Annotated in this window: 19 protein-coding genes and 1 riboswitch; of the genes, 13 read left to right on the forward strand and 6 right to left on the reverse strand. The window is 72.8% G+C overall.

Going from position 1 to position 23,370, the window contains the following annotated elements:
• Positions 1 to 75: 75 nt before the first annotated feature.
• Complete coding sequence (locus tag AC068Z_RS37465) at positions 76 to 819, forward strand: nucleopolyhedrovirus P10 family protein (RefSeq protein ID WP_478566489.1); 744 nt, start codon at positions 76 to 78, stop codon at positions 817 to 819.
• Positions 820 to 853: 34 nt separating this feature from the next.
• On the opposite strand, the gene AC068Z_RS37470 is transcribed toward AC068Z_RS37465, so the two are convergent.
• From AC068Z_RS37470 to AC068Z_RS37480, 3 genes are all read right to left on the reverse strand, one after another.
• Positions 854 to 1,645: an enoyl-CoA hydratase/isomerase family protein gene (locus AC068Z_RS37470; protein WP_478566492.1), complete on the reverse strand. Its 792-nt coding sequence runs from the start codon at positions 1,643 to 1,645 to the stop codon at positions 854 to 856.
• Between the two features lie 141 nt (positions 1,646 to 1,786).
• Positions 1,787 to 2,005 carry a helix-turn-helix domain-containing protein gene (locus AC068Z_RS37475; RefSeq protein ID WP_019758351.1) on the reverse strand — a complete coding sequence of 73 codons (219 nt, stop codon included), beginning with the start codon at positions 2,003 to 2,005 and terminating at the stop codon, positions 1,787 to 1,789.
• Between the two features lie 335 nt (positions 2,006 to 2,340).
• Positions 2,341 to 3,939, reverse strand: a complete 1,599-nt coding sequence (locus AC068Z_RS37480) for an ABC-F family ATP-binding cassette domain-containing protein (protein WP_478566499.1) — start codon at positions 3,937 to 3,939, stop codon at positions 2,341 to 2,343.
• A 372-nt stretch (positions 3,940 to 4,311) separates the two neighbouring features.
• Here AC068Z_RS37480 and ypfJ point away from each other — a divergent pair, with 372 nt between their 5' ends.
• Positions 4,312 to 5,202, forward strand: coding sequence for a KPN_02809 family neutral zinc metallopeptidase (gene ypfJ / locus AC068Z_RS37485; protein WP_478566502.1), 891 nt, complete (start codon positions 4,312 to 4,314; stop codon positions 5,200 to 5,202).
• A 107-nt stretch (positions 5,203 to 5,309) separates the two neighbouring features.
• Positions 5,310 to 5,723, forward strand: a complete 414-nt coding sequence (locus AC068Z_RS37490; RefSeq protein WP_478566505.1) for a VOC family protein — start codon at positions 5,310 to 5,312, stop codon at positions 5,721 to 5,723.
• Here the strand turns inward: AC068Z_RS37490 and AC068Z_RS37495 are convergent.
• The 3 genes from AC068Z_RS37495 to AC068Z_RS37505 form a co-directional block, all read right to left on the reverse strand.
• The gene (locus AC068Z_RS37495) at positions 5,720 to 7,120 is read right to left on the reverse strand and encodes a hypothetical protein (protein ID WP_478566508.1); all 1,401 of its coding nucleotides are present in this window, start codon (positions 7,118 to 7,120) and stop codon (positions 5,720 to 5,722) included. The genes AC068Z_RS37490 and AC068Z_RS37495 overlap by 4 nt on opposite strands.
• Positions 7,121 to 7,334: 214 nt before the next feature.
• The gene (locus AC068Z_RS37500) at positions 7,335 to 8,462 is read right to left on the reverse strand and encodes an alpha/beta hydrolase family protein (protein ID WP_478566511.1); all 1,128 of its coding nucleotides are present in this window, start codon (positions 8,460 to 8,462) and stop codon (positions 7,335 to 7,337) included.
• 250 nt (positions 8,463 to 8,712) lie between these two features.
• On the reverse strand, positions 8,713 to 9,504 hold the full coding sequence (locus AC068Z_RS37505) for a class II aldolase/adducin family protein (RefSeq protein ID WP_478566514.1): 792 nt from the start codon (positions 9,502 to 9,504) through the stop codon (positions 8,713 to 8,715).
• 196 nt (positions 9,505 to 9,700) lie between these two features.
• On the opposite strand from AC068Z_RS37505, the gene AC068Z_RS37510 reads away from it, so the two are divergent.
• The 10 genes from AC068Z_RS37510 to cobI all read left to right on the forward strand — a co-directional run bounded on the left by AC068Z_RS37510 (position 9,701) and on the right by cobI (position 23,324).
• Entirely contained in the window at positions 9,701 to 10,450 is a 750-nt protein-coding gene (locus tag AC068Z_RS37510; RefSeq protein ID WP_478566517.1) for a lysozyme, read from the forward strand.
• A 154-nt stretch (positions 10,451 to 10,604) separates the two neighbouring features.
• Positions 10,605 to 11,843 carry an inorganic phosphate transporter gene (locus AC068Z_RS37515; protein WP_478566520.1) on the forward strand — a complete coding sequence of 413 codons (1,239 nt, stop codon included), beginning with the start codon at positions 10,605 to 10,607 and terminating at the stop codon, positions 11,841 to 11,843.
• Between the two features lie 34 nt (positions 11,844 to 11,877).
• A complete protein-coding gene (locus tag AC068Z_RS37520; protein ID WP_451724519.1) occupies positions 11,878 to 12,099 on the forward strand; it encodes a hypothetical protein in 222 nt (73 codons plus the stop codon).
• Between the two features lie 193 nt (positions 12,100 to 12,292).
• Positions 12,293 to 12,432, forward strand: a riboswitch (cobalamin riboswitch).
• A gap of 101 nt (positions 12,433 to 12,533) precedes the next feature.
• The gene (locus AC068Z_RS37525; protein ID WP_478566525.1) at positions 12,534 to 13,475 is read left to right on the forward strand and encodes a cobalamin biosynthesis protein; all 942 of its coding nucleotides are present in this window, start codon (positions 12,534 to 12,536) and stop codon (positions 13,473 to 13,475) included.
• Positions 13,472 to 14,983 carry a cobyric acid synthase gene (locus tag AC068Z_RS37530; protein ID WP_478566528.1) on the forward strand — a complete coding sequence of 504 codons (1,512 nt, stop codon included), beginning with the start codon at positions 13,472 to 13,474 and terminating at the stop codon, positions 14,981 to 14,983. The genes AC068Z_RS37525 and AC068Z_RS37530 overlap by 4 nt, the downstream gene beginning before the upstream one ends.
• Positions 14,980 to 18,633, forward strand: coding sequence for a cobaltochelatase subunit CobN (gene cobN, locus AC068Z_RS37535; RefSeq protein WP_478566531.1), 3,654 nt, complete (start codon positions 14,980 to 14,982; stop codon positions 18,631 to 18,633). Before AC068Z_RS37530 ends, cobN begins: the two co-directional genes overlap by 4 nt.
• Positions 18,630 to 20,621 carry a putative cobaltochelatase gene (locus tag AC068Z_RS37540; protein WP_478566534.1) on the forward strand — a complete coding sequence of 664 codons (1,992 nt, stop codon included), beginning with the start codon at positions 18,630 to 18,632 and terminating at the stop codon, positions 20,619 to 20,621. Before cobN ends, AC068Z_RS37540 begins: the two co-directional genes overlap by 4 nt.
• Positions 20,621 to 21,229, forward strand: a complete 609-nt coding sequence (gene cobO / locus AC068Z_RS37545) for a cob(I)yrinic acid a,c-diamide adenosyltransferase (RefSeq protein ID WP_478566537.1) — start codon at positions 20,621 to 20,623, stop codon at positions 21,227 to 21,229. Before AC068Z_RS37540 ends, cobO begins: the two co-directional genes overlap by 1 nt.
• Complete coding sequence (locus tag AC068Z_RS37550; protein ID WP_478566540.1) at positions 21,223 to 22,575, forward strand: cobyrinate a,c-diamide synthase; 1,353 nt, start codon at positions 21,223 to 21,225, stop codon at positions 22,573 to 22,575. Before cobO ends, AC068Z_RS37550 begins: the two co-directional genes overlap by 7 nt.
• Entirely contained in the window at positions 22,572 to 23,324 is a 753-nt protein-coding gene (gene cobI / locus AC068Z_RS37555; protein WP_478566543.1) for a precorrin-2 C(20)-methyltransferase, read from the forward strand. The genes AC068Z_RS37550 and cobI overlap by 4 nt, the downstream gene beginning before the upstream one ends.
• The last annotated feature ends 46 nt before the right edge of the window (positions 23,325 to 23,370 follow it).

Below are 23,370 nucleotides of genomic sequence, written 5' to 3' on the forward strand. Positions count from 1 at the left end.
TTTCGGTTCGTCCTCCTTTGACCACGGTAAGTGCGGTTGCGCTCGAGCGCGCTGGGGATGCGGCAGGCTGGGGGAATGACAGCTGACGGATGGGCGCGGGCGGTGCGTCGCCAGTTGGGTCTCGGCAGGCTGGTGCCGCTGGGCGGGCCGCGGGACGGCGCGTGGATCACGGAGGAGGCGGCCGGGAGCGCGTTGCGGCGCGCGGCCCGGGAGAGGGAGGGCGTACGGCTCGGCGCGCTGCGGATCGCGCTGGCCGACCCGGAGCGGGCGCCCGAACCCGTCGTACCGCCGCCGCCGAGCGCGCTGCCGCCCGGGGAACTGCGGGTGTCGGCGGACTTCGAGGCGACGGCGGTGGAGCCGTTGCCGGCGGTGGCGGAGCTGCTGCGGGTGACGTTGGCGGACGCGGCCGCGCAGCGGCTGGGGCTGGCGGTCGCGGAGGTGGACCTGCGGGTGACGGCGCTGCTGGACGACTCCGCGGAGGCGGCGACCGCGGAGCCCGCTTCCGCGGAGCCCGCTTCCGCGGAGCCGCCGTCGGCCGGCGAACCCTCGGACGGCGACGAGGCCCGCGCCGCGAGGGCCGCGCTCGGGGTGCCGGGCGTGACGGGCCTGACCGGGTCCCTGGGCGGCCTCGGCCGGCCGGTGCACATCGAGGAGCGGCAGAGCGAGGGCGCCCTGCCGACCCGTCATGTCCGGCTGGAGATCGCGGTGGCCGCGGACCACCGGGCCGTGGACGTGGCCCGCGCGGTCCGCGCGGCGGTGGCGCAGGCCCTGCCGGATCACCCGACGGTGGCGGTGCTGGTCACGGCCGTCGTCGGGTGAACCGTCACTCGCACGGGTGCCGGCGGACGGACGGTTACTCTCCTACGCCGGCCAGGTCCCGGAGTCGGCGCGCCTGGGCGGCGCGTTCGGCGACGCGCTGGTCCTCGTAGGTGCGCTCGGTCGCGCCGCGCAGGAGGGCCTTGGTCTCGATGACCGCGTCCCGGGGGGCGGCGAGCAGGGCGGCCGTGAGGTCGCGCACCGCGTCGTCGAGCTGGTCCGCGGGCACGGCGACATTGGCCAGGCCGGTGCTGACGGACTCCTCGGCCGTGACGAAGCGCCCGGTGGCGCAGATCTCCAGCGCCCGGGCGTAGCCGACGAGGCCCACCAGGGGGTGGGTGCCCGTCAGGTCCGGGACCAGGCCGAGGCTCGTCTCCCGCATGGCGAACTGCACGTCGTCCGCGACGACGCGCAGATCGCAGGCGAGAGCGAGCTGGAAGCCCGCCCCGATGGCATGTCCTTGGACGGCGGCGATGGACACGAGGTCACTGCGCCGCCACCAGGTGAACGCCTCCTGGTACTCGGCGATGGTCGCGTCGAGCTCGTCGTCGCTGCCGCGCGCGAGATCGATGAACGACGGCTCGCCGTCGAAGCCCTCCGGCGTGAACGCCTGCCGGTCGAGTCCGGCCGAGAAGGACTTGCCCTCGGCCCGCAGCACGACGACCCGGACGGATCCGGGCAGCAGCCGACCGGCCTCGGTCAACGCGCGCCACAGAGCGGGGCTCTGCGCGTTGCGCTTGTCGGGGTTGGTCAGGGTCACCGTGGCGACCGCGTCGTCGACGGTGAGTCGTACGCCGTCCTTGTCGAGAGCCGGTTCGAGCGAAGCCATGGTGCGCCTCCGATGCTGTGCGGTCGCTTAAGTGACTGCACAGTAACCACCCGGCCGGTCTGGGGTTCCCCCGGGCCCGTTTTAGGGCTCAGGGGGAGAGCGACCGGGTGGCCACCATCGAAGCCGATGGGCCGCCCGGGGTCAGCCCGCGGCTTTCTTGCCGCGTGTAGCCCCGCCACGCCCACGAAGCGTGACGCCCGACTCACTGAGCATCCGGTGTACGAAGCCATACGAGCGGCCGGTCTCCTCGGCCAGCGCCCGGATGCTCGCACCGGAGTCGTACTTCTTCTTCAGGTCTGCCGCGAGCTTGTCGCGCGCGGCGCCGGTTACCCGGCTGCCCTTCTTCAGAGTCTCGGCCACCCGTGCCTCCTCATGGGAAGTGCGCTCTGGTCTCCTCATGATCACCCCTCCCGGGCTTCATGGCCACCCATTCGGCAAGGTCCGTGCGACATGGATGTGACGACAGGAGCAGGTCCACACAAAGGGAATCCCTGATTCCGTGAGGCCGTGTCCGTACCGCCGAACGGGTTGTTCCGCGAAGTGCCAGGTCAGGGATGCACGACGGCCGAGCCCTTGTCGACAAAGGGCTCGGCCGGAAAATGGGTGTAGGACACACCTCGGTACGAGGAGATCTCACACAGATGATGGATCACGGATGGGCCGAATGATCCATACGCAGTGGATCACCTCTTCGATCACGCCAGGGCGACGAGATCGGCGTAGTCGGCACCCCACAGGTCCTCGACGCCGTCCGGCAGCAGGATGATGCGCTCCGGCTGCAGCGCCTCGACGGCACCCTCGTCGTGGGTGACCAGCACGACCGCGCCCTTGTAGGTGCGCAGCGCGCCGAGGATCTCCTCGCGGCTCGCGGGGTCGAGGTTGTTGGTCGGCTCGTCCAGGAGCAGCACGTTGGCCGAGCTGACCACCAGGGTCGCGAGCGCCAGACGGGTCTTCTCACCGCCGGAGAGGACCCCGGCCGGCTTGTCGACGTCGTCGCCGGAGAACAGGAACGAGCCGAGCACCTTGCGGACCTCGACGAGGTCCATGTCGGGCGCGGCGGAGCGCATGTTCTCCAGGACCGTGCGGTCCGGGTCGAGGGTCTCGTGCTCCTGGGCGTAGTAGCCGAGCTTGAGCCCGTGGCCCTCGATGACCTCGCCGGTGTCGGGCGTCTCGACGCCGCCGAGCAGCCGGAGCAGGGTGGTCTTGCCGGCGCCGTTGAGGCCGAGGATGACGACCCTGGATCCCTTGTCGATGGCCAGGTCGACGTCGGTGAAGATCTCCAGCGAGCCGTACGACTTCGACAGGCCCTCGGCGGTGAGCGGGGTCTTGCCGCAGGGCGCCGGCTCGGGGAACCGCAGCTTGGCGACCTTGTCCGAGACGCGGACCGCCTCCAGGCCGGAGAGCAGCTTGTCCGCGCGGCGGGCCATGTTCTGCGCGGCGACCGTCTTGGTGGCCTTGGCGCGCATCTTGTCGGCCTGGGCGTTCAGGGCGGCGGCCTTCTTCTCGGCGTTCTGCCGCTCGCGCTTGCGGCGCTTCTCGTCGGCCTCGCGCTGCTGCTGGTAGAGCTTCCAGCCCATGTTGTAGACGTCGATCTGGGCCCGGTTGGCGTCCAGGTAGAACACCTTGTTGACGACCGTCTCGACCAGGTCGACGTCGTGGGAGATCACGATGAAGCCGCCGCGGTAGGTCTTCAGGTAGTCGCGCAGCCAGACGATCGAGTCGGCGTCGAGGTGGTTCGTCGGCTCGTCGAGCAGCAGGGTGTCGGCGTCCGAGAACAGGATCCGGGCCAGCTCGATACGGCGGCGCTGACCACCGGAGAGGGTGTGCAGCGGCTGGCCGAGCACCCGGTCGGGCAGGTTGAGCGCGGCGGCGATGGTGGCGGCCTCGGCCTCGGCGGAGTATCCGCCCTTGGTGAGGAACTCGGTCTCCTGGCGCTCGTACTGCTTCATCGCCTTGTCGCGGGTGGCGCCCTTGCCGTTGGCGATGCGCTCCTCGTTCTCCCGCATCTTGCGGATCAGGACGTCCAGGCCGCGGGCGGAGAGGATGCGGTCGCGGGCGAGCACGTCGAGGTCGCCGGTACGGGGGTCCTGGGGGAGGTAGCCGACCTCGCCGGAGCGGGTGATCTGGCCTCCCGCGGGGATGCCCTCACCGGCCAGGCACTTGGTGAGGGTGGTCTTGCCCGCGCCGTTGCGGCCGACCAGACCGATGCGGTCGCCCTTGGCGACGCGGAACGTGGCGGACTCGATGAGGACTCGGGCGCCGGCGCGCAGCTCGATGCCGGTGGCGGAAATCACGGTCAGACTCCAGGGCGGGGTCGTTGGCGGAATGGGCGGCTGAGGACGTTCCCGCCGTCTAATGCGCGAGGAGAATGGCCATGCGGCCAGTCTAACGGGGCTGTGCAAGCGGTTTTCCGTCCCGCCGGACCTCGCTGCCGAGCGGTCTGTGGTCGGCGCGACGAGGCCAGGGCCGTGAGCTGGGACGTCCGGTCCGCTCCCGGACAGGGCCGCGCGAGCGGCGACGCTTGGCCGTGACGCACTCCACGCGCGGGGGCGAAAGCGCGGCGGCAGGGACGGCTCTCCCCCGTTCGGGCGCTCGTCCGGCGCCCGGGGCGGGGCGGCGGGTGAGGATGGCCGAGGGGGCACGGCGTACGCGGAGGGTGCGGCCCCATGCAGTTCGACGACGACGCGAGGCTGGACACCTCCGAGGTGCAGGACGTACGGGGCAGCCGCGTCCCCGGCGGCCGGGCCACGGTCGGCGGCGGCATCGCCGGACTGCTGGCGCTGGTCCTGGCGCTCCTCCTCGGGGTCGGCCCCGACCAGCTGGGCCTGACCGACGGGAGCGAGCAGCCCGCGGCCACGGCGTCGAGCCTGGCGCAGGTCCAGCGGTCGTGCCGGACCGGGCGGGACGCCAACGCCCGGGACGACTGCCGCATGGTGGCCGTGGTCAACAGCGTGCAGGACTTCTGGGACGAGGAGTTCACCCGGCGCGGCGGCACGTACTCGCGCTCGCCGACGGTGTTCTTCAGCCGACGGGTGGGCACGGCGTGCGGGGCGGCGACCAGCGCGGTCGGGCCGTTCTACTGCCCCGGCGACCGCAAGGTCTATCTGGACCTCGGGTTCTTCGACGAACTGCGGACGAGCTTCGGGGCCACCGGCGGGCCGTTCGGGCAGGCGTACGTGGTGGCGCACGAGTACGGGCACCACGTGCAGGACCTGACGGGCACGCTCGGCCGGTCGCGGGACGGGCGGACCGGGGCGGACAGCGACGCGGTGCGCGTGGAGCTGCAGGCCGACTGCTACGCCGGCGTCTGGGCGCACCACGCCACCACGACCAAGGACGAGTCCACCGGGCGGCCGCTGATCACCAGCCTCACCGACGCCGACATCCGGGACGGTCTGGACGCGGCGGCCGCCGTGGGCGACGACCGGATCCAGGAGCGCTTCCAGGGCAGAGTGACACCGGAGACCTGGACGCACGGGTCGGCGCGGCAGCGGCAGGAGTGGTTCCGGCAGGGGTTCGACAGCGGGGAACTCACCCGGTGCGACACCTTCCGCTGAGCCCCTTCCCGAGGCTGCGTCACAGGTCGGCGGGCGTTGTCAGTGGCCGCTGCGACACTGGCGGCAGTGGGGATGTCGCAGGCGGACGGGCACAGGGAGTGATCGGCATGGCAGGCACGGAGAGCGGGCGTCCCAGCATCTACCCGACGGTGCTGTACGCGGACGCGCGAGCGGCGATCAGGCAGCTCACCGAGGCCCTGGGCTTCACCGAGCTGACGGTGTACGAGGGTGAGGACGGCTCGGTGTTCCACGCGGAGCTGACCCAGGGCAACGGCGCGATCATGGTCGGCTCCAAGGGCCGCGGCGGGGTCTTCGACTCGGCGATGAAGAGCGCGGGCCCGGTGGGGGTGTACGTCGTCGTGGACGACGTCGACAGCCACCACCGGCGCGCCCTGGAGCACGGGGTGGAGATCCTGATGCCCCCGACGGACCAGGACTACGGCTCGCGGGACTACATGGCCCGGGACGCCGAGGGCAACATCTGGAGCTTCGGCACGTACGCGCCGGAGATCACCGGCTAGCTCCCGCCCGTGTGCACCTGGAAGGCGGCCCGGCGGACGGCCTTGGCCAGCGCCGGGTCGGGGTGCGCGGCGGCGAGCGCGACCAGGACCTGCACGGTGCGGGGGTGACCGACCGAGCGGACCTCGTCCAGGAGCGCGGGGACGGTCGGCTGGAGCGCGGACTCCAGGTGGCGGACCAGCATGGGTGCCTCACCGTGGTCGGCGACCGCGGCGGCGGTGTCCACCCACAGCCAGGTGGCCTCCTCCCGGGTGAGGACTTCGTGGGCGTCCTCCGGGTCGACCCCGTCGTGCTCGGCCAGCCACAGCAGGGCGTACGGCCGCAGGGCGGGCTCATCGGCCACGGACCGTACGTCGGGCTCGGCGGGGGCGCCGACGACGCGCAGCGCCTCGAAGGCGAGGCCGCGCAGCAGGGCGTCCTCGCCGCGGGCCGCGTGGATCAGTTCGGTGACGGCGCTGCCGACCGGGCGGGCGGCCAGCCAGGCGCGGTACTCGGCGCGGGCGGCGTTGGGGCGGAGCTGGGCGCAGCCGCGGAGCATGTCCTCGGCGGCCTGCTCGATGTTCCCGGCGGGGCTCTGGGCGGCGACGCAGATCTGCTCCAGCTTGACCCAGACCGCCCAGCTGCCGAGCGGGGTGAGCGTGGCCTGGCCGTCGCCGTAGGTGAGGGCGCCGACGGAGGCGAGGGCGTGCAGGGCCCAGTCCAGCAGGGGGGCGAGCGGGGTGTCGCCGGCGCGGGCGACGGAGTCCGGCTCGGGCTGCGGGCCGTAGGGGATCTCGCAGCGCTCGGTGCGCAGTTCGGTGACGCGCTGCTCCAGCAGGTCGAGCAGTTGCGCCACCGGCACGGGGCCGGCGGACAGCTGGAGGAAGGAGAGCACCTGGGGCATGGCCGAGACGACCTCGGCGACGGCGGCGGGCTCGTGCTCCAGGGGCTCCGGGTAGGCGAGCGACCAGGCGTCGAACAGGGCGACCCAGCCGCGCAGGACGGCGCTGTCGTCGCGGTCCCAGGCGCGCAGCCGCCAGCCGGGGCGGGCGCTGTCGCCGTGCACCTCGATCAGACCGGCGAGGCGGGCGGTGTCCCAGTCCGCGCGGACCTGAGCCACGGTCAGGCGCAGGTCGGCAGCCGCCCGTTCCGCGGTCGCGTCGGAGAGCGTGCCCTTGCCGTCGGGGTGCGCGCCGTCGCGGCCGGGGTGCAGGGAGGCGTCGGCCCAGTGGGCGACGCGGGCCGCGGCGGCCAGGCCGGAACGCGCCATTCGGGCCAGCTCCGCGGGGGCCGGGGTGCCCTCCGGAGGGCGCGGGGCGGGGCGGCTCGGGCGCCGCTGGTTCACGGCTCTGGGGGCGGCGGCCAGGGGTCGGGGGCGGACGAGTCGAAGCCTGGAGTCGCGCGGGATACGGGACGTCACGGGGGCAGTCTTCCGGTTGACGGTCCGAAAACCCAAACGGAATGTCACGAGGGGCGACGGGGATGGCCAACGCACGGGGTCCCGCGGGCGGCCGAGGACCGATAACAGGCCAGTTGTACCGGGTTAAACGGAACCTGTGCGACCGTTCCGGGGCGGTGCGGGCGGTTCGGGCGGCGCGGCGGGAGCGGCGGGCGGCCGCGGACGGAGGGGGTGCTCACATGAGGGGGGTCAGGAAGCGGCGCAGGGCTTCCTCGTAGGCCTTGGGGTCGGCGTTCCACATGGCGCTGTGGGGGGCGCGCCTGACCGTGTGGAGGGCGACCAGGTTGGAGCGCGCGTCCGCCAGGCGGCGGGAGTGGATCCAGGGCGCGACCGTGTCGTCGGGGCCGTGGAGGATCAGGGTCGGCACGGTGATGCGCTCCGGGAGGCCGTCGGTGGCGGCCCGGTTCCCGTACAGGCCCGTGCGGCCCTGCGCCGCGCGGACCGCGAGCGGGAGCAGGGCGCCCGGGGTGCGGCGGGCCGCGGCGAGAGCGCGCAGGGTCGCCTCCCAGTTGAGCACCGGGGAGTCCAGGACGAGCCCCGAGACCCGGTCGCGCAGTCCGGAGTGGGCGGCGGCGCGCAGGGCCATCGTCGCGCCGGTGGACCAGCCGAGGAGGACGACCTGTTCGGCGCCGTAGCGCACGGCGTAGCGGATCGCGGCGTCCAGGTCGCGCCACTCGGTCTCGCCCAGGTGGTTCAGGCCGTCCGGGGAGCGGGGTGCGCCGAGGTCGCCGCGGTAGCCGAGGGCGAGGACCGGGAAGTGGCGGCCGGTGAGGAACTCCATGACGTTCATGGCGAGTTCGCGGGTGGTGCCGAGGCCGTGCACGGCGATGATCCAGGTGGCGCGGCTGCCGGGCACGAACCACGCCGGCAGCGGGCCGAGTTCGCCGGGGATGTCGACGTCGGCGTGTTCGAGGCCGAGGGCGGAGCGGGGGTCGCCGATGTGGACGTTGGGGGTGAGCCAGACGCGGTCGCCGCGGCCGAGGGTGCCGTGGGTGACGCGTTCGAGGCGGCGCACCACGGTGTCGGCGGTGTGGGTCGCGGTGTCGAGTACGGGGCCCACGACGGCGTGCGATCCGTCGCCGCCGAGGCCGTAGACGCCGGGGCGGAGGGAGGCCAGGTCGCGGGTGAGGGTGATCTGGCCGGCCGCCGTGCCGTGCACCGTGAGCCGGGGTTCGGTGGGCAGGGGCCTGCCGGGGGGCGCCTTGAGCGCGGCGTCGCTGGCGAGTCGGCCGGCGGCCACGCTTGCCGCGCCGGCGGCCAGGGCCATGGTGACGGCAGCGGCCGTCGCTTTGACAGTGCGCACGGGTCCAGTGTCCTGGCGGACCCGGTTGGGGGCCAGTGGGAGGCAGGGTGGGGGTGACGGTGCGCGAGGGTCGGGTGCGGGGTGGCGGGGGTGGGAGGGGGTGCTGAGGGTGCGGGTGCGGGTGCGGATGCGGATGCGGTGGGGTGGGGTGCGGGTTCGCTGGAGTGCGGGTCGGGTGGGTTCGCTCGCCCGCGCTTGCGGGGTGCCGCTGCGCCCACCCGTGCCGCCCCAGCGGCACGACTGCCCGCAGCTACGTCGGCCGAGACTGCGGGGAATGCGGGGACTGCGGAGACTGCGGAGACTGCGGGGGCTGTGTCTGCTGGCCGTATCCCCGGAGTTTCTCGCTCACCTCGTTCAGCTGGGGGCGGGTCAGGAGGGTTGGGGTGAGGCCCGGTACTGCGGATGCCGTCAGCCAGACCCTGCACATCCACTCCAGTTGGGCTGTGCGGTCGTAGGCCTGGGCCAGGGTCGTGCCGTAGGCCGTCGTGCCGTGGTTCTGGAGGAGGCAGGCGGTGCGGTCGGCAAGGGCGCGGAGCATGTTCTCGGCCAACTCCTCGGTGCCGTACGTCGCATACGGGGCAACCCGGACGGGGCCGCCGAGGTCGGCGGTGATGTAGTGGATCGCGGGGACCTCCTCGACGAGGGTCGAGACGGCCGTGGCGTACACGGCGTGGGTGTGCACGACGGCTCGGGCGCCGGTCGCGCCGTAGACCGCGAGATGCATGGGCAACTCGCTGGTCGGGCGCAGTCGGCCGAGCACCTGGCGGCCCGAGAGGTCGACGCCCGTGACGTCCTCCGGTCCGAGCCGGTCGTACGGCACGCCCGACGGCGTGACCAGGAACGTGTCCCCGACGCGCACCGAGACATTGCCGGAGGTGCCCACGACCAGCCCCTCGGTCACGGTCCGGCGGGCCGTCGCGACGAGTTCCGCCCAGGCGCGCTCCTCCTCGGGAAGCGCAGCCTCCCGCCACGACTCCCCCACTCCCTGTGCGCCCTCCCGCGTTTCCCCTCCGACCCGCTGCTTCCCTCGCTGCTCAGCCATGCCGCGATCCTGCCAGCCGGGGCCCCGGACGGCGGGCGGGCCGGGGCACTCTAGGCCGGAAGTCAGGCCTCCGGAAGGACGCATATCCGGATACTTCACCCTCTCCCGGTGCTTGGCCGGAGATCGACCGGCAATCACCGACCTTCCAGTAATCTCTGGCTGATTTGTCGTGCACGTCGCCATTCCGGGGGGAAACATGGCCCGTGATCGCAAACCGTCCCGCCACCGCGCCCGCGTACTCGCGGCGTCCGTGGCGGCGCTGACCATCGGGGGAACCGCGCTGGCCGAGTCCCCGGCCGCGGCGGCGAGCCGGCCCAAGGGACACGACGTCTCGTCCCACCAGAAGAACGTCGACTGGCCGCGCGCCAAGACGAAGGGCGCCAAGTTCGTCTACGTCAAGGCGACCGAATCGCACACCTACCGCAATCCGTACTTCAACCAGCAGTACAACGGCTCCCGGAACGCCGGCCTGATCCGCGGGGCGTACCACTTCGCGCTGCCGAACAAGTCGCCCGGGAAGACCCAGGCCGCGCACTTCGTGCGCAACGGCGGCGGCTGGACGGCGGACGGCTGGACGCTGCCGCCCGCGCTGGACATCGAGTACAACCCCTACGACAAGGACCGCAAGTGCTACGGCCTGACCAGGTCGAAGATGGTCGGCTGGATCACCTCGTTCAGCAACGAGGTGCACCGGCTGACCGGACGCCGCCCGGTGATCTACACGACCGCGCACTGGTGGAACACCTGCACCGGCAGCAGCCGGGCCTTCGCCTCGCATCACGCGCTGTGGGTGGCCCGCTACAACTCCTCGAGCGCGGGGACACTGCCGGCCGGCTGGTCGAGGTGGACCTTCTGGCAGTACGACAACGGCGGCAGCCTGCCGGGTGACCAGAATCTCTTCAACGGGTCTCTGAACCAGCTCCGGAAGTTCGCCCGGGGCTCCTAGTCCTTGGGGCGCCTGGACCGTGCGAGGCCGCGCGATATGCCCAGAAGATCGAGACCAGCCTCCGGACACCGTGCGGCCCGCCCGTGTTCACCTTCCGTTCATTCAGGTTACCTACGTTCGCCTGGCCAATGACCTCGAACGATTGCCTGGGTAAATGGAAAACTTCTCGCTGATCCTCGCGATTGTGGTGGTAACCGCACTCGCGTTCGATTTCACGAACGGTTTTCATGACACCGCCAACGCGATGGCCACCACCATCTCGACCGGCGCGCTCAAGCCCAAGGTCGCGGTGGCCATGTCCGCCGTACTGAACCTTGTAGGCGCCTTCCTCTCCGTGGAGGTCGCCAACACGATCTCCAAGGGTCTCGTCGACGAGACCGGCATACGTCCCGAGGTCATATTCGCCGCCCTGGTGGGCGCGATCCTCTGGAACCTGCTCACCTGGCTGGTGGGCCTGCCCTCCAGCTCCTCGCACGCCCTCATGGGCGGTCTGATCGGCGCGACCATCGCCTCGGCGGGCGTGGGCGCGGTCCACGGCGACGTCCTCGTCACCAAGGTGCTGATCCCGGCCGTCGCCGCCCCGCTGGTCGCGGGCATCGCGGCGCTGCTCGCGACGAAGCTGATGTACTCCCTGGGCAAGAAGGCCGAGGGCAGCAAGTCCTCCGAGAAGGGCTACCGCGCCGGGCAGATCGCCTCGGCCGGCCTGGTCTCGCTGGCCCACGGCACCAACGACGCGCAGAAGACCATGGGCATCATCACCCTCGCCCTGGTCGCCGGCGGCACCCTCGCCCCCGACTCCGACCCGCCGATGTGGGTCATCCTCTCCGCGGGCATCGCCATCGCGCTCGGCACCTACCTGGGCGGCTGGCGGATCATCCGCACGATGGGCAAGGGCCTGACCGACCTCCAGCCGCAGCAGGGCTTCGCCGCGCAGACCAGCGCCGCGACGGTCATCCTGGCCTCCTCCCACCTCGGCTTCTCGCTCTCCACCACGCACTCCGTCTCCGGCTCGGTGATGGGCGCGGGGCTGGGCCGCAAGGGCGGCGTGGTGCGCTGGTCGACGGCGACGCGGATGTTCGTCGCGTGGGGCCTGACGCTGCCGGCGGCGGCGCTGGTCGCCGCGGTCGCCGAGTGGGTCACCGGCTTCGGCAGCTGGGGCACCGGCCTCGTGGCGGTCTTCCTGGTCGCCTCCAGCGCGGCGATCTGGAAGATCTCGCGTCGTGAGGTCGTCGACCACACGAACGTCAACGAGACCGCCGAGGAGCCGGCCGGCGTCGTCACGACGGCCATGGCCGCGGTCACCCCGCCCCCGGCGGGCACGGTGACCGAAGACCTCACGGCGACGATCCCGGCCCCGGCCGGCGAACCGGCCCCGTCGCAGGCCACCGTCTGACCCGCCCACCCGGCTCTCTGAAGGAATCAGCATCATGAAGATCGACTGGGCGGCCCTCGGCTCCGTCTTCGGCGTCAGCCTCGTGGTCACCGTGGCCCTCGTGGCCCTCTTCACCCTCGGCATCACCGGCCTCGCCCGCCGCGAACGAGCGGCGGAGCAGGGCGGCACCGCGACGGTCGCGCTCACGGGTGCGTACGCCTGCTTCGCGGCCTGCGCCGCGGCCGTGGGCTACGGCATCTACCTGATCGTGGCCTGACGGCTCCCCGCCAAGACACCCAGACGCGCGCTCTGTCCGATCGCCCCTGCCGGGCGACGGGCGGGGCGCGTTGTCGTATGCGGGCGGGTGGGTCTTCCCGACGCCCCGGGCGGCGCTGTTCCCACCCCGTCCCACGGGGCCCGATGTGGGCCTCAGCACACTCTTCCCTCGCAGGTCAACAGCGAGTTGACGGCCGTTCCGGGGCCGTGGTGGACTGCCGGAGCCAATTACGGCGGCAGGAGAGGAAGCCGGTGCGAGTCCGGCGCGGTCCCGCCACTGTCACCGGGGTAGGTAGCCCCGGGAGCCAGGAACTCTCACCGCCGGTCTAGTCGAACCAGGGCGTGGACACCCTGAGTGAGGACATGTCGCGATGCTCGCCTGCCTGTTGACACCCAGCGCCAGACCCCTTTCCGACTCCGCGACCGGCTGAGCCGATGCGGGCCGATCGCGTCTTCGCGTACGGCGCCGCCGCCGGCCTCCTGGGTGACCTGCTCCTCGGCGATCCGCGCCGTGGGCATCCGGTCGCCGCGTTCGGACGGGCCGCGGGTGCCGTGGAGCGGGTGCTGTGGCGGGACGACCGGGGGCGGGGCGCGTTGCACACCGCCGTGTGCGCCGGTGGCGCCGTCGCCGTCGGCGCTCTCACCTCTCGTGCGGTACGACACTCCCCCGCCGCGTCCGTCGTCCTCACCGGCCTCGCCACCTGGGCAGTCGTCGGGGGGACTTCGCTCGCCCGTGAGGCCCGGAGCATCGGGCGCGCGCTCGAAGCACGGGACGTGGAGGCCGCGCGGGCACGGCTGCCGCATCTGTGCGGGCGCGATCCGCAGGCGCTCGACGCCGACGGGATCGCCCGGGCCGTCGTGGAGTCCGTCGCCGAGAACACCTCCGACGCCGTGGTCGGCGCGCTGGTGTGGGGCGCGCTCGGCGGGGTGCCGGGACTCTTCGGGTTCCGGGCCGTGAACACCCTCGACGCCATGGTCGGCCACAAGTCGCCCCGCTACCGGCGCTACGGGTGGGCTTCGGCCCGCCTCGACGACGTCGCCGGGTGGCCGGGGGCGCGGCTGACCGCCGTACTCGCCGCCGTCGCCGGGGGGAATCCCCAGGGTGCGGTACGCGCCTGGCGCGCCGACGCCGAGAAGCACCCGAGCCCCAACGCCGGGCCCGTGGAGGCCTCGTTCGCGGGGGCGCTGGGCGTCCGGCTCGGCGGGACTCTGTCGTACGGCGGACGCGTCGAACATCGACCGGTACTCAACGGGGAGGGGCGGGCAGTGGAAGTCGGGGACATCGAACGGGCCGTACGGCTGTCGCGGCGGGTCGGCTGGCTGGCGCTCGGCGTCAGCGTCGTCGCGCGCCGGGTCGTGAAGGGGCGTACGTCATGACGGGCGGTGGGCTGCTCGTCGCCGGGACCACCTCCGATGCCGGGAAGAGCGTCGTCACCGCCGGTATCTGCCGGTGGCTGGTGCGGCAGGGGGTCAAGGTGGCTCCCTTCAAGGCGCAGAACATGTCGCTCAACTCCTTCGTCACCCGCGAGGGCGCCGAGATCGGGCGGGCCCAGGCCATGCAGGCCCAGGCCTGCCGCGTCGAGCCGACCGCGCTGATGAACCCGGTGCTGCTCAAGCCCGGTGGTGAGCAGAGCAGCCAGGTGGTGCTCATGGGCAAGCCGGTGGGCGAGTTGAGCGCGCGCGGGTACCACGGGGGGCGGCAGCAGCAGCTCCTCGGGACGGTGCTCGACTGTCTGGCCGAACTGCGGGGCACGTATGACGCGGTGATCTGTGAGGGGGCCGGTTCGCCCGCCGAGATCAATCTGCGGCGGACCGACATCGTGAACATGGGGATCGCCCGGAACGCCGGGCTGCCCGTGGTCGTGGTCGGCGACATCGACCGCGGGGGTGTCTTCGCCTCCTTCTTCGGCACGGTCGCGCTGCTCTCGCCCGAGGACCAGCGGCTCGTCGCCGGGTTCCTCGTCAACAAGTTCCGCGGTGACGTCTCGCTGCTGGAGCCGGGCCTGGACATGCTGCACGGCCTCACCGGGCGGCGGACCTACGGCGTCCTGCCCTTCCGGCACGGGCTCGGCATCGACGAGGAGGACGGCCTGCGGGTGTCGCTGCGGGGAGCCGTCCGGGAGTCCCAGGTCTCCTCCCCCGTCGGCGAGGACGTGCTGCGCGTCGCCGTCTGTGCCGTGCCGCTCATGTCCAACTTCACCGACGTCGACGCCCTCGCCGCCGAGCCGGGTGTCGTCGTGCGGTTCGTGGACCGGCCGGAGGAACTGGCCGACGCGGATCTCGTCGTCGTCCCCGGGACCCGGGGCACGGTCCGCGCGCTGGAGTGGCTGCGGGAGCGGGGGCTCGCGGAGGCGATCGTGCGACGAGCCGCCGAGGAGCGGCCCGTCCTCGGCGTCTGCGGTGGCTTCCAACTCCTCGGCGAGCACATCGAGGACGACGTCGAGAGCCGTCGCGGTCATGTCCCCGGACTCGGGATCCTGCCCGTCCGCGTGCGGTTCGCGCGCGAGAAGACCCTCACCCGGCCCGTCGGCGAGGCCCTCGGCGAGCGGGTCGAGGGGTACGAGATCCACCACGGGGTCGCCTCCGTGCACGGCGGTGAACCCTTCCTGGACGGCTGCCGGGTCGGGCAGACCTGGGGCACCCACTGGCACGGCTCACTGGAGTCGGACGGTTTCCGCCGTGCCTTCCTGCGCGAGGTGGCGGCCGCCGCGGGCCGCCGTTTCGTGCCGGCCGCCGACACCTCGTTCGCCGCGCTGCGCGAGGAGCAGCTCGATGTGCTCGGCGATCTGATCGAACAGCACGCGGACACCGACGCGCTCCGGCGGCTCATCGAGTCGGGCGCGCCGCAAGGACTGCCTTTCATTCCACCGGGAGCGCCCGCATGAGCACAGTGTTGTTGTTGTCGACCGCCGACACGGATCTGCTGGCGGCCAGGGCGGCGTCCGGTGCCTCCTACCGGATCGGCAATCCGACCCGGGTGGACGTCGCGGAGGAGCTCCCCGGCCTCCTCGATGGCGCGGACATCGCCGTCGTACGGCTGCTCGGCGGCAAGCGCGCCTGGGAGGACGGGCTCGCCACGCTGAAGGCCTCCGGCATCCCGACCGTGCTGCTGGGCGGAGAGGCCGTCCCGGACGCGGAGTTGATGGCCGAGTCGTCGGTACCCGCCGGTGTCGTCGCCGAGGCGCTGCGGTACCTCGTCGAGGGCGGCCCCGCCAACCTCACCGAACTCGCCCGCTTCCTCTCCGACACCGTGCTGCTCACGGGCGAGGGGTTCGTCGAGCCGCAGAAGATGCCGGAGTACGGCGTCCACGGCGACCGCGCCCTGGAGGGCGGCCGGCCCACCGTCGGCGTGCTCTTCTACCGCGCCCATGAACTGAGCGGCAACACCGGCTTCGTCGACACGCTCTGCGACGCCATTGAGGCGCGCGGCGCCAACGCCCTGCCGGTGTACTGCGGTTCGCTGCGCGGCGCCGACGCGGGGCTGTACGAGATCCTCGGCCGGGCCGACGCGCTCGTCGCCACGGTCCTGGCGGCGGGCGGCACGCACGCCTCGGAGGCCTCGGCGGGCGGGGACGAGGAGGCGTGGGACATCGGGGCCCTCGCCGACCTCGACATCCCGGTGCTGCAAGGGCTGTGCCTCACGTCGTCCAGAGCCGCCTGGGACGAGTCCGACGCCGCCCTCTCGCCCATGGACGCGGCCATGCAGGTCGCCATCCCGGAGTTCGACGGCCGGCTCGTCACGGTGCCGTTCTCCTTCAAGGAGCAGGGCCCGGACGACGTCCCGGTGTACGTCGCCGACCCGGAGCGGGCCGCGCGCGTCGCCGGGATCGCCGTCCGGCACGCGGCGCTGAAGCACAAGCCGAACGTCGAGAAGAAGCTCGCGCTGGTCTTCACCGCCTACCCGACCAAGCACTCCCGCGTCGGCAACGCGGTCGGACTCGACACGCCCGCGTCGGCGGTACGGGTGCTGGACGCGCTCAAGGACGCCGGCTACGGGGTCACCGCATACCCCTCCGGCGGCGACGAGTTGATCCACCGGCTCATCGAGGCCGGTGGCCACGACGTCGAGTGGCTCACCGAGGAACAGCTGGCCTCGGCGCCCGCACGGGTGCCGCTCACCGACTACCGGGCCTGGTTCGAGAAGCTCGACCCGGAACTGAAGCAGGCGATGACCGAGGCGTGGGGCGAGCCGCCGGGTTCGCTGTACGTGGACGGGGACGACATCGTGCTCGCCTCCCTCCAGTTCGGCAATGTCGTCGTGATGATCCAGCCGCCGCGCGGCTTCGGCGAGAACCCGATCGCGATCTACCACGACCCGGACATGCCGCCGTCCCACCACTACATGGCCGCCTACCGGTGGCTGGAGAACTCCTTCGGCGCCGACGCGATCGTCCACATGGGCAAGCACGGCACGATGGAGTGGCTGCCGGGCAAGGGGCTCGGCCTCAGCGGAGGCTGCGCCCCGGACGCGGTGCTCGGTGAACTCCCGCTGATCTACCCGTTCATCGTCAACGACCCCGGCGAGGGAACTCAGGCCAAGCGGCGCGGGCACGCCACGGTCGTCGACCATCTCGTCCCGCCGATGGCCCGGGCCGACACCTACGGCGACCTGGCCAAGCTGGAACAACTCCTCGACGAGTACGCCCTGGTGAGCGACCTCGACCCGGCGAAGGCGCCGGCCGTACGGGCGCAGATCTGGACGCTGGTGAAGGCGGCCGAACTCCACCACGACCTGCACGTCGACGAGCAGCCGGACGACGAGGCGTTCGACGAGTTCGTCATGCACATCGACGGCTATCTGTGCGAGATCAAGGACGTGCAGATCAGGGACGGGCTGCACGTCCTCGGCGACGGACCGGCCGGCGAACCGCGCGTCAACCTCGTGCTCGCCGTGCTGCGCGCCTCACAGGTGTGGGGCGGCCAGGCGAACGCGCTGCCGGGGCTGCGGAGTGCGCTGGCCGCCCATTTCGGGCTGGACGAGAAGGAGTTGCTGGCCGAGCCGGGCACCCCGGTGAAGGTGCCGGTCGAGCTGAGCGACCTCGTCGAGGGCCCGTCGCGCACGGCCGCCGACGCGATCGACCTGCTGGAGCAGCTGTGCCGCCGGGTCGCCGAGGGCATGGAGGAGCGGGACTGGCGGGCCGCGGCCGTACCGGCGCTCGTGCGTGAGGTCATCGGCACCGAACTGCCGGACGCCGTGCGGGTGTTGGAGTTCGCCTGCGACGAGGTCGTACCGCGCCTGGCGAAGACCACCGACGAGATCGGGCACATTCTCCGGGCCCTCAACGGCGGATACGTCCCGGCCGGGCCCTCCGGCTCCCCCACCCGCGGTCTGGTCAACGTCCTGCCGACCGGCCGCAACTTCTACTCGGTCGACCCCAAGGCCATCCCCTCCCGGCTGAGTTGGGAGGTCGGCCAGTCCCTCGCCGACTCGCTGGTGGCTCGCTACCTCCAGGACACCGGCGAGTACCCGAAGTCCGTCGGGCTCACGGTGTGGGGCACGTCCGCGATGCGCACCCAGGGTGACGACATCGCGGAGATCCTGGCGCTGCTGGGCTGCCGTCCGGTGTGGGACGACGCCTCGCGCCGGGTGACCGGGTTCGAGGTGGTGGCTCTGGAGGAGCTGGGACGGCCGCGCATCGACGTCACCGTCCGGATCTCCGGGTTCTTCCGGGACGCGTTCCCGCATGTGGTCGGGCTGATCGACGACGCGGTGCGGGCGGTGGCCGAGCTGGACGAGCCCGCCTCGCGGAACTTCGTCAAGGCGCACGCCGACGAGGACACCGCCGAGCACGGCGACCGGCGCCGGGCGACCGCGCGGGTCTTCGGCTCCAAGCCGGGCGCGTACGGCGCCGGGCTGCTGCCGCTGATCGACGCCCGCAACTGGCGCTCGGACGCCGACCTCGCCGAGGTGTACGCGGTGTGGGGCGGCTACGCCTACGGCCGCGGGCTCGACGGGCGGGCGGCGCGCGGGGACATGGAGACGGCGTTTCGGCGGATCGCGGTCGCGGCGAAGAACGTCGACACCCGCGAGCACGACCTCGTCGACGCCGACGACTACTTCCAGTACCACGGCGGCATGGTCGCGATGGTGCGCCATCTGACGGGCACCAGCCCCGAGGCGTACGTGGGCGACTCCGCCACGCCCGAGCAGGTGAAGACGCGCACGCTGGGCGAGGAGACGCACCGCGTGTTCCGGGCCCGGGTGGTCAACCCGCGCTGGATGGCGGCGATGCGCCGGCACGGCTACAAGGGCGCCTTCGAGATGGCGGCGACCGTCGACTACCTCTTCGGCTACGACGCCACCGCGGGGGTCGTGGACGACTGGATGTACGAGAAGCTCAGCGCCGAGTACGTCTTCGACCCGGAGAACCGGGACTTCATGAAGCAGTCCAACCCCTGGGCGCTGCGCGGGATCACCGAGCGGCTGCTGGAGGCGGCGGACCGCGGTCTGTGGGCCGAGCCGGACGCGGACACGCTGGAGCGGCTGCGGGCCACCTATCTGGAGCTGGAAGGCGACTTGGAGGGCGACCAGTGACCACCCCCTTCCCCTTCACGGCCGTGGTCGGCCAGGACGACCTGCGGCTCGCGCTGCTGCTGAACGCGGTCTCGCCCGCGGTCGGCGGTGTGCTGGTGCGCGGTGAGAAGGGCACCGCCAAGTCCACGGCGGTGCGCGCCCTTTCGGCGCTGCTGCCCGAGGTGGCCGTCGTGCCCGGCTGCCGGTTCTCCTGCGACCCGGGGCGGCCCGACCCGGCCTGCCCGGACGGGCCGCACGAGCCGGGCGGCGGCACCGCGCGCCCCGCCAGGATGGTCGAACTTCCGGTCGGCGCCTCCGAGGACCGGCTGGTCGGCGCGCTGGACATCGAGCGCGCCCTCGCGGAGGGCGTGAAGGCCTTCGAGCCCGGACTGCTGGCCGACGCCCACCGCGGGATCCTCTACGTCGACGAGGTGAACCTCCTCCACGACCACCTGGTCGACCTGCTGCTCGACGCGGCGGCGATGGGCGCGTCGTACGTCGAACGCGAGGGCGTGTCGGTCCGGCACGCCGCGCGTTTCCTCCTCGTGGGGACGATGAACCCCGAAGAGGGCGAGCTGCGGCCGCAGTTGCTCGACCGGTTCGGGCTGACCGTCGAGGTCGCCGCCTCGCGCGAGCCCGACCAGCGGGTGGAGGTCGTACGGCGCCGCCTCGCCTACGACGACGACCCGGGCGGCTTCGCGGCCCACTGGGCGGACGAGGAGGCGGCCGTACGGCAACGGATTGTCGGCGCAAGGGAGTTGCTGCCGTCGGTGCGGCTCGGGGACGGGGCGCTGCGGCAGATCGCGGCGACCTGCGCGGCCTTCGAGGTGGACGGCATGCGCGCCGACATCGTGATGGCGCGTACGGCCACGGCGCTGGCCGCGTGGGCCGGGCGGACGGAGGTGCTCGCCGAGGACGTACGGCAGGCGGCGCTGCTCGCGCTGCCGCACCGGCGGCGGCGCAATCCGTTCGACGCGCCGGGACTCGACGAGGACAAGCTCGATCAGACGCTGGAGGAATTCAGCGGCGAGGGCGACGAGGATCCCGACCCGGACGGGCCCGGCGGGGGCGGCGGGGGCGGCGGGCAGCCGGCTCCGGACGCCGGTCCGCGGGGCGGGGACGAGGGTGCGCGGCCCGAGGAGGGCGAGGGCGGGCAGCCGCAGCCGTCCGGCGCGGGCGAGCAGTCCGCCGTACGGGCCTCGGAGCCGTTCCGGGCCAAGGTGCTGAGCGTGCCCGGGATCGGTGAGGGTGCCGCCGGGCGGCGGTCGCGGGCGCGGACCGAGCACGGGCGGACGACCGGGGCCCGGCGGCCCCGGGGCGCGCTGACCAAGCTGCATCTCGCGGCGACCGTGCGGGCGGCGGCGCCGCATCAGCGGGCGCGGGGGCGGTCGGGGCCCGGGCTCGTCGTACGGCGGGACGATCTGCGGCAGGCGACGCGGGAGGGGCGGGAGGGCAACCTCGTGCTGTTCGTGGTCGACGCGAGCGGGTCGATGGCGGCCCGGCAGCGGATGAGCGCCGTGAAGGGGGCCGTGCTGTCGCTGCTGCTGGACGCGTACCAGCGGCGGGACAAGGTCGGTCTGGTGACGTTCCGCGGCTCGGCGGCGGAGGTGGCACTGCCGCCCACGTCGTCCGTGGACGCTGCGGCGGCCCGGCTGGAGTCGCTGCCCACGGGCGGGCGTACGCCGCTGGCCGCCGGGCTGCTCAAGGCGCACGACGTGCTGCGGGTGGAGCGGCTGCGGGATCCGGCTCGGCGGGCGCTGGTCGTGGTCGTGACCGACGGCCGGGCGACCGGTGGACCCGAGCCGGTCGCGCTCGCGTCGCGTGCGGCCCGGCTGTTCGCGGCCGAGGGGGTCGCCTCGGTGGTCGTCGACTGCGAGTCCGGGCCCGTACGGCTGGGGCTCGCGGGGCAGTTGGCGGGTGACCTGGGCGGTACGGCGGTGACGTTGGACGAGTTGCGGGCCGACTCGATCGCCGGTCTGGTGAAGGACGTGCAGAGGAGGGCCGCGTAATGCCGCAGGGACAGCCGAGTGTGATTCCGGACGACGGATTGACGACGCGGCAGCGGCGCAACCGGCCGCTGGTCGTCGTGCACACCGGGATCGGCAAGGGCAAGTCGACGGCCGCGTTCGGGCTCGCGCTGCGGGCCTGGAACCAGGGCTGGCCGATCGGGGTGTTCCAGTTCGTCAAGTCGGCGAAGTGGAAGGTCGGCGAGGAGAACGCGCTGCGGGTGCTGGGGGCGTCCGGTGAGGGCGGGTCCGTCGACTGGCACAAGATGGGTGAGGGCTGGTCGTGGGTGCAGCGCGACCTGCAGGGGGACAACCTCAGCAACGAGGAGAAGGCCCGGGAGGGCTGGGAGCAGGTCAAGCGGGACCTCGCGGCCGAGACGTACAAGCTGTACGTGCTGGACGAGTTCGCCTACCCCATGCACTGGGGATGGGTGGACACGGACGAGGTCGTGGACGTGCTGCGGAACCGTCCTGGCACCCAGCATGTCGTGATCACCGGCCGTAACGCGCCCGAGAAGCTGGTCGACTTCGCCGATCTCGTGACCGACATGTCGAAGGTCAAGCACCCGATGGACGCGGGCCAGAAGGGCCAGAGAGGGATCGAGTGGTGACGTCTTCCGTCCCTCGGCTGGTCATCGCCGCGCCCTCCTCGGGGAGCGGGAAGACCACCGTCGCCACGGGGTTGATGGCCGCGTTCGCCGCGCGGGGGCTCGCCGTGTCTCCGCACAAGGTGGGGCCCGACTACATCGACCCCGGCTATCACGCGCTCGCGAGCGGGCGCGTGGGGCGGAACCTCGACGCGTACCTGTGCGGCCCCGAGTTGATCGGACCGCTGTTCCTGCACGGGTCGCGCGGCTGCGACGTCGCCGTCGTCGAGGGCGTGATGGGGCTGTACGACGGGGCCGCGGGGGAAGGTGAACTGGCCTCCACGGCTCATGTGGCGAAGTTGCTGCGGGCGCCGGTGGTGCTCGTGGTCGACGCGTCCTCGCAGTCCCGGTCCGTGGCGGCGCTGGTGCACGGGTTCGCGTCCTGGGATCCGGAGGTGCGGGTCGGGGGCGTGATCCTGAACAAGGTCGCCTCGGACCGGCACGAGGAGCTGCTGCGGGAGGCGCTGGAGTCGGTCGGGATCCCCGTCTTCGGCGTGCTGCGACGGGCGCCTCAGGTGGACACGCCCTCGCGGCATCTGGGGCTGGTTCCGGTCGCCGAACGGCGGGGCGAGGCCCTGGACGCGGTGGCGGCGATGGCCGCGCAGGTCGAGGCCGGGTGCGATCTGGACGGGTTGCTGCGGCTGGCACGGGGCGCGGGCGCGTTGTCGTGCGCGGCCTGGGAACCGCCCGTGGCCACCCCCGGCACCCGCGAGGTGATCGCCGTCGCCGGTGGTCCCGCGTTCACGTTCTCCTACGCCGAGCACGCCGAGCTGCTCACCGCCGCCGGCGCCGACGTCGTACCCTTCGACCCCCTTCGGGACGAACAACTGCCGGACGGTACGGGCGGGTTGGTCATCGGGGGCGGGTTTCCCGAGGTGTACGGCGCCGAGCTGTCCGCCAACGAGCCGCTGCGGAAGGCCGTCGCCGCTCTCGCCGAGAGCGGCGCCCCCGTCGCCGCCGAATGCGCCGGGCTGCTCTATCTGTGCCGGGAGCTGGACGGGCTGCCGATGTGCGGGGTGCTCGACGCGAGCGCGCGGATGTCGGAGCGGCTCACCCTGGGGTACCGGGACGCCGTCGCCGTCACGGACAGCGCGCTCGCCGAGGCCGGTACCCGGATGCGGGGGCACGAGTTTCATCGGACCGTCGTCGAGCCGGGGGCGGGGGACGCTCCGGCCTGGGGCGTGCTCGGGCCCGCCCGGCGCGTCGAAGGGTTCGTACAGCTTGGTGTGCATGCCAGCTATCTGCACACCCACTGGGCCGCGCGGCCCCGCGTCGCCCATCGGTTCGTGGAGAGGTGCCGGACGTCATGAGCAGCAGCAGGTTGATCGGTGTCGGTGTGGGACCCGGCGATCCCGAGCTGGTGACCGTCAAGGGCGTCAACGCTCTGCGGGCCGCCGATGTCGTCGTCGTGCCCGTCATGGCTGCACCTGACGGAACGGACGGCGGTGAACGGGGACGGGCCGAGGCAACCGTGCTGCACTACGTGCCCGAGGAGAAGGTCGTCCGGGTCGTCTTCGCGCTCAACGAGCGCAGCGACCGGGGCCGGCGGGAGGCCGCCTGGGACGCCGCCGGTGAGCGGGTCGCCCAACTGCTCCGGCAGCACGACGTCGTCGCCTTCGCCACCATCGGTGATCCCAACGTCTACTCCACCTTCACCTACCTCGCCCACACCATCGGGGACCTCCTGCCGGGCACCGTCGTCGAGACCGTCCCCGGCATCACCGCCATGCAGGACCTCGCCGCCCGTTCCGGTGCCGTGCTGACCGAGGGCACCGAGCCGCTCACCCTCGTTCCGGTCACCGCCGGGGCCGCCGTGCTCAAGGACGCGCTCGCCGGGCCGGGAACCGTCGTCGCCTACAAGTTCGGGCGCCAGGCCGGGGAGGTCGCCGAGGCGCTGCGGGAGACCGGGCGGATCGGGGACGCCGTGTGGGGCGCCGCGCTCGGGCTGCCCGAGGAGTACATCCGGCCCGCCGCCGAACTCGACGGGGCGCCGCTGCCGTATCTCTCCACGCTCATCGCGCCCGCGCGGCGCGAGGGCGGGCGGGGCGGCAAGTTGTGACCCCCTTCGCGTCCCCTTCGAGAAGCCTTGCCCAAGCCGCTTCCCC

The organism is Streptomyces sp. NPDC043726 (assembly GCF_056436565.1).

Excerpts from the sequence above, each read along its gene's own strand:
- AC068Z_RS37465 (WP_478566489.1), top strand. The coding sequence starts at position 76 with ATGACAGCTGACGGATGGGCGCGGGCGGTGCGTCGCCAGTTGGGTCTC.
- AC068Z_RS37470 (WP_478566492.1), bottom strand. The coding sequence starts at position 1,645 with ATGGCTTCGCTCGAACCGGCTCTCGACAAGGACGGCGTACGACTCACC.
- ypfJ (WP_478566502.1), top strand. The coding sequence starts at position 4,312 with ATGCAGTTCGACGACGACGCGAGGCTGGACACCTCCGAGGTGCAGGAC.
- AC068Z_RS37490 (WP_478566505.1), top strand. The coding sequence starts at position 5,310 with ATGGCAGGCACGGAGAGCGGGCGTCCCAGCATCTACCCGACGGTGCTG.
- AC068Z_RS37505 (WP_478566514.1), bottom strand. The coding sequence starts at position 9,504 with ATGGCTGAGCAGCGAGGGAAGCAGCGGGTCGGAGGGGAAACGCGGGAG.
- AC068Z_RS37510 (WP_478566517.1), top strand. The coding sequence starts at position 9,701 with ATGGCCCGTGATCGCAAACCGTCCCGCCACCGCGCCCGCGTACTCGCG.
- AC068Z_RS37515 (WP_478566520.1), top strand. The coding sequence starts at position 10,605 with ATGGAAAACTTCTCGCTGATCCTCGCGATTGTGGTGGTAACCGCACTC.
- AC068Z_RS37520 (WP_451724519.1), top strand. The coding sequence starts at position 11,878 with ATGAAGATCGACTGGGCGGCCCTCGGCTCCGTCTTCGGCGTCAGCCTC.
- AC068Z_RS37525 (WP_478566525.1), top strand. The coding sequence starts at position 12,534 with ATGCGGGCCGATCGCGTCTTCGCGTACGGCGCCGCCGCCGGCCTCCTG.
- AC068Z_RS37530 (WP_478566528.1), top strand. The coding sequence starts at position 13,472 with ATGACGGGCGGTGGGCTGCTCGTCGCCGGGACCACCTCCGATGCCGGG.
- cobN (WP_478566531.1), top strand. The coding sequence starts at position 14,980 with ATGAGCACAGTGTTGTTGTTGTCGACCGCCGACACGGATCTGCTGGCG.
- cobO (WP_478566537.1), top strand. The coding sequence starts at position 20,621 with ATGCCGCAGGGACAGCCGAGTGTGATTCCGGACGACGGATTGACGACG.
- cobI (WP_478566543.1), top strand. The coding sequence starts at position 22,572 with ATGAGCAGCAGCAGGTTGATCGGTGTCGGTGTGGGACCCGGCGATCCC.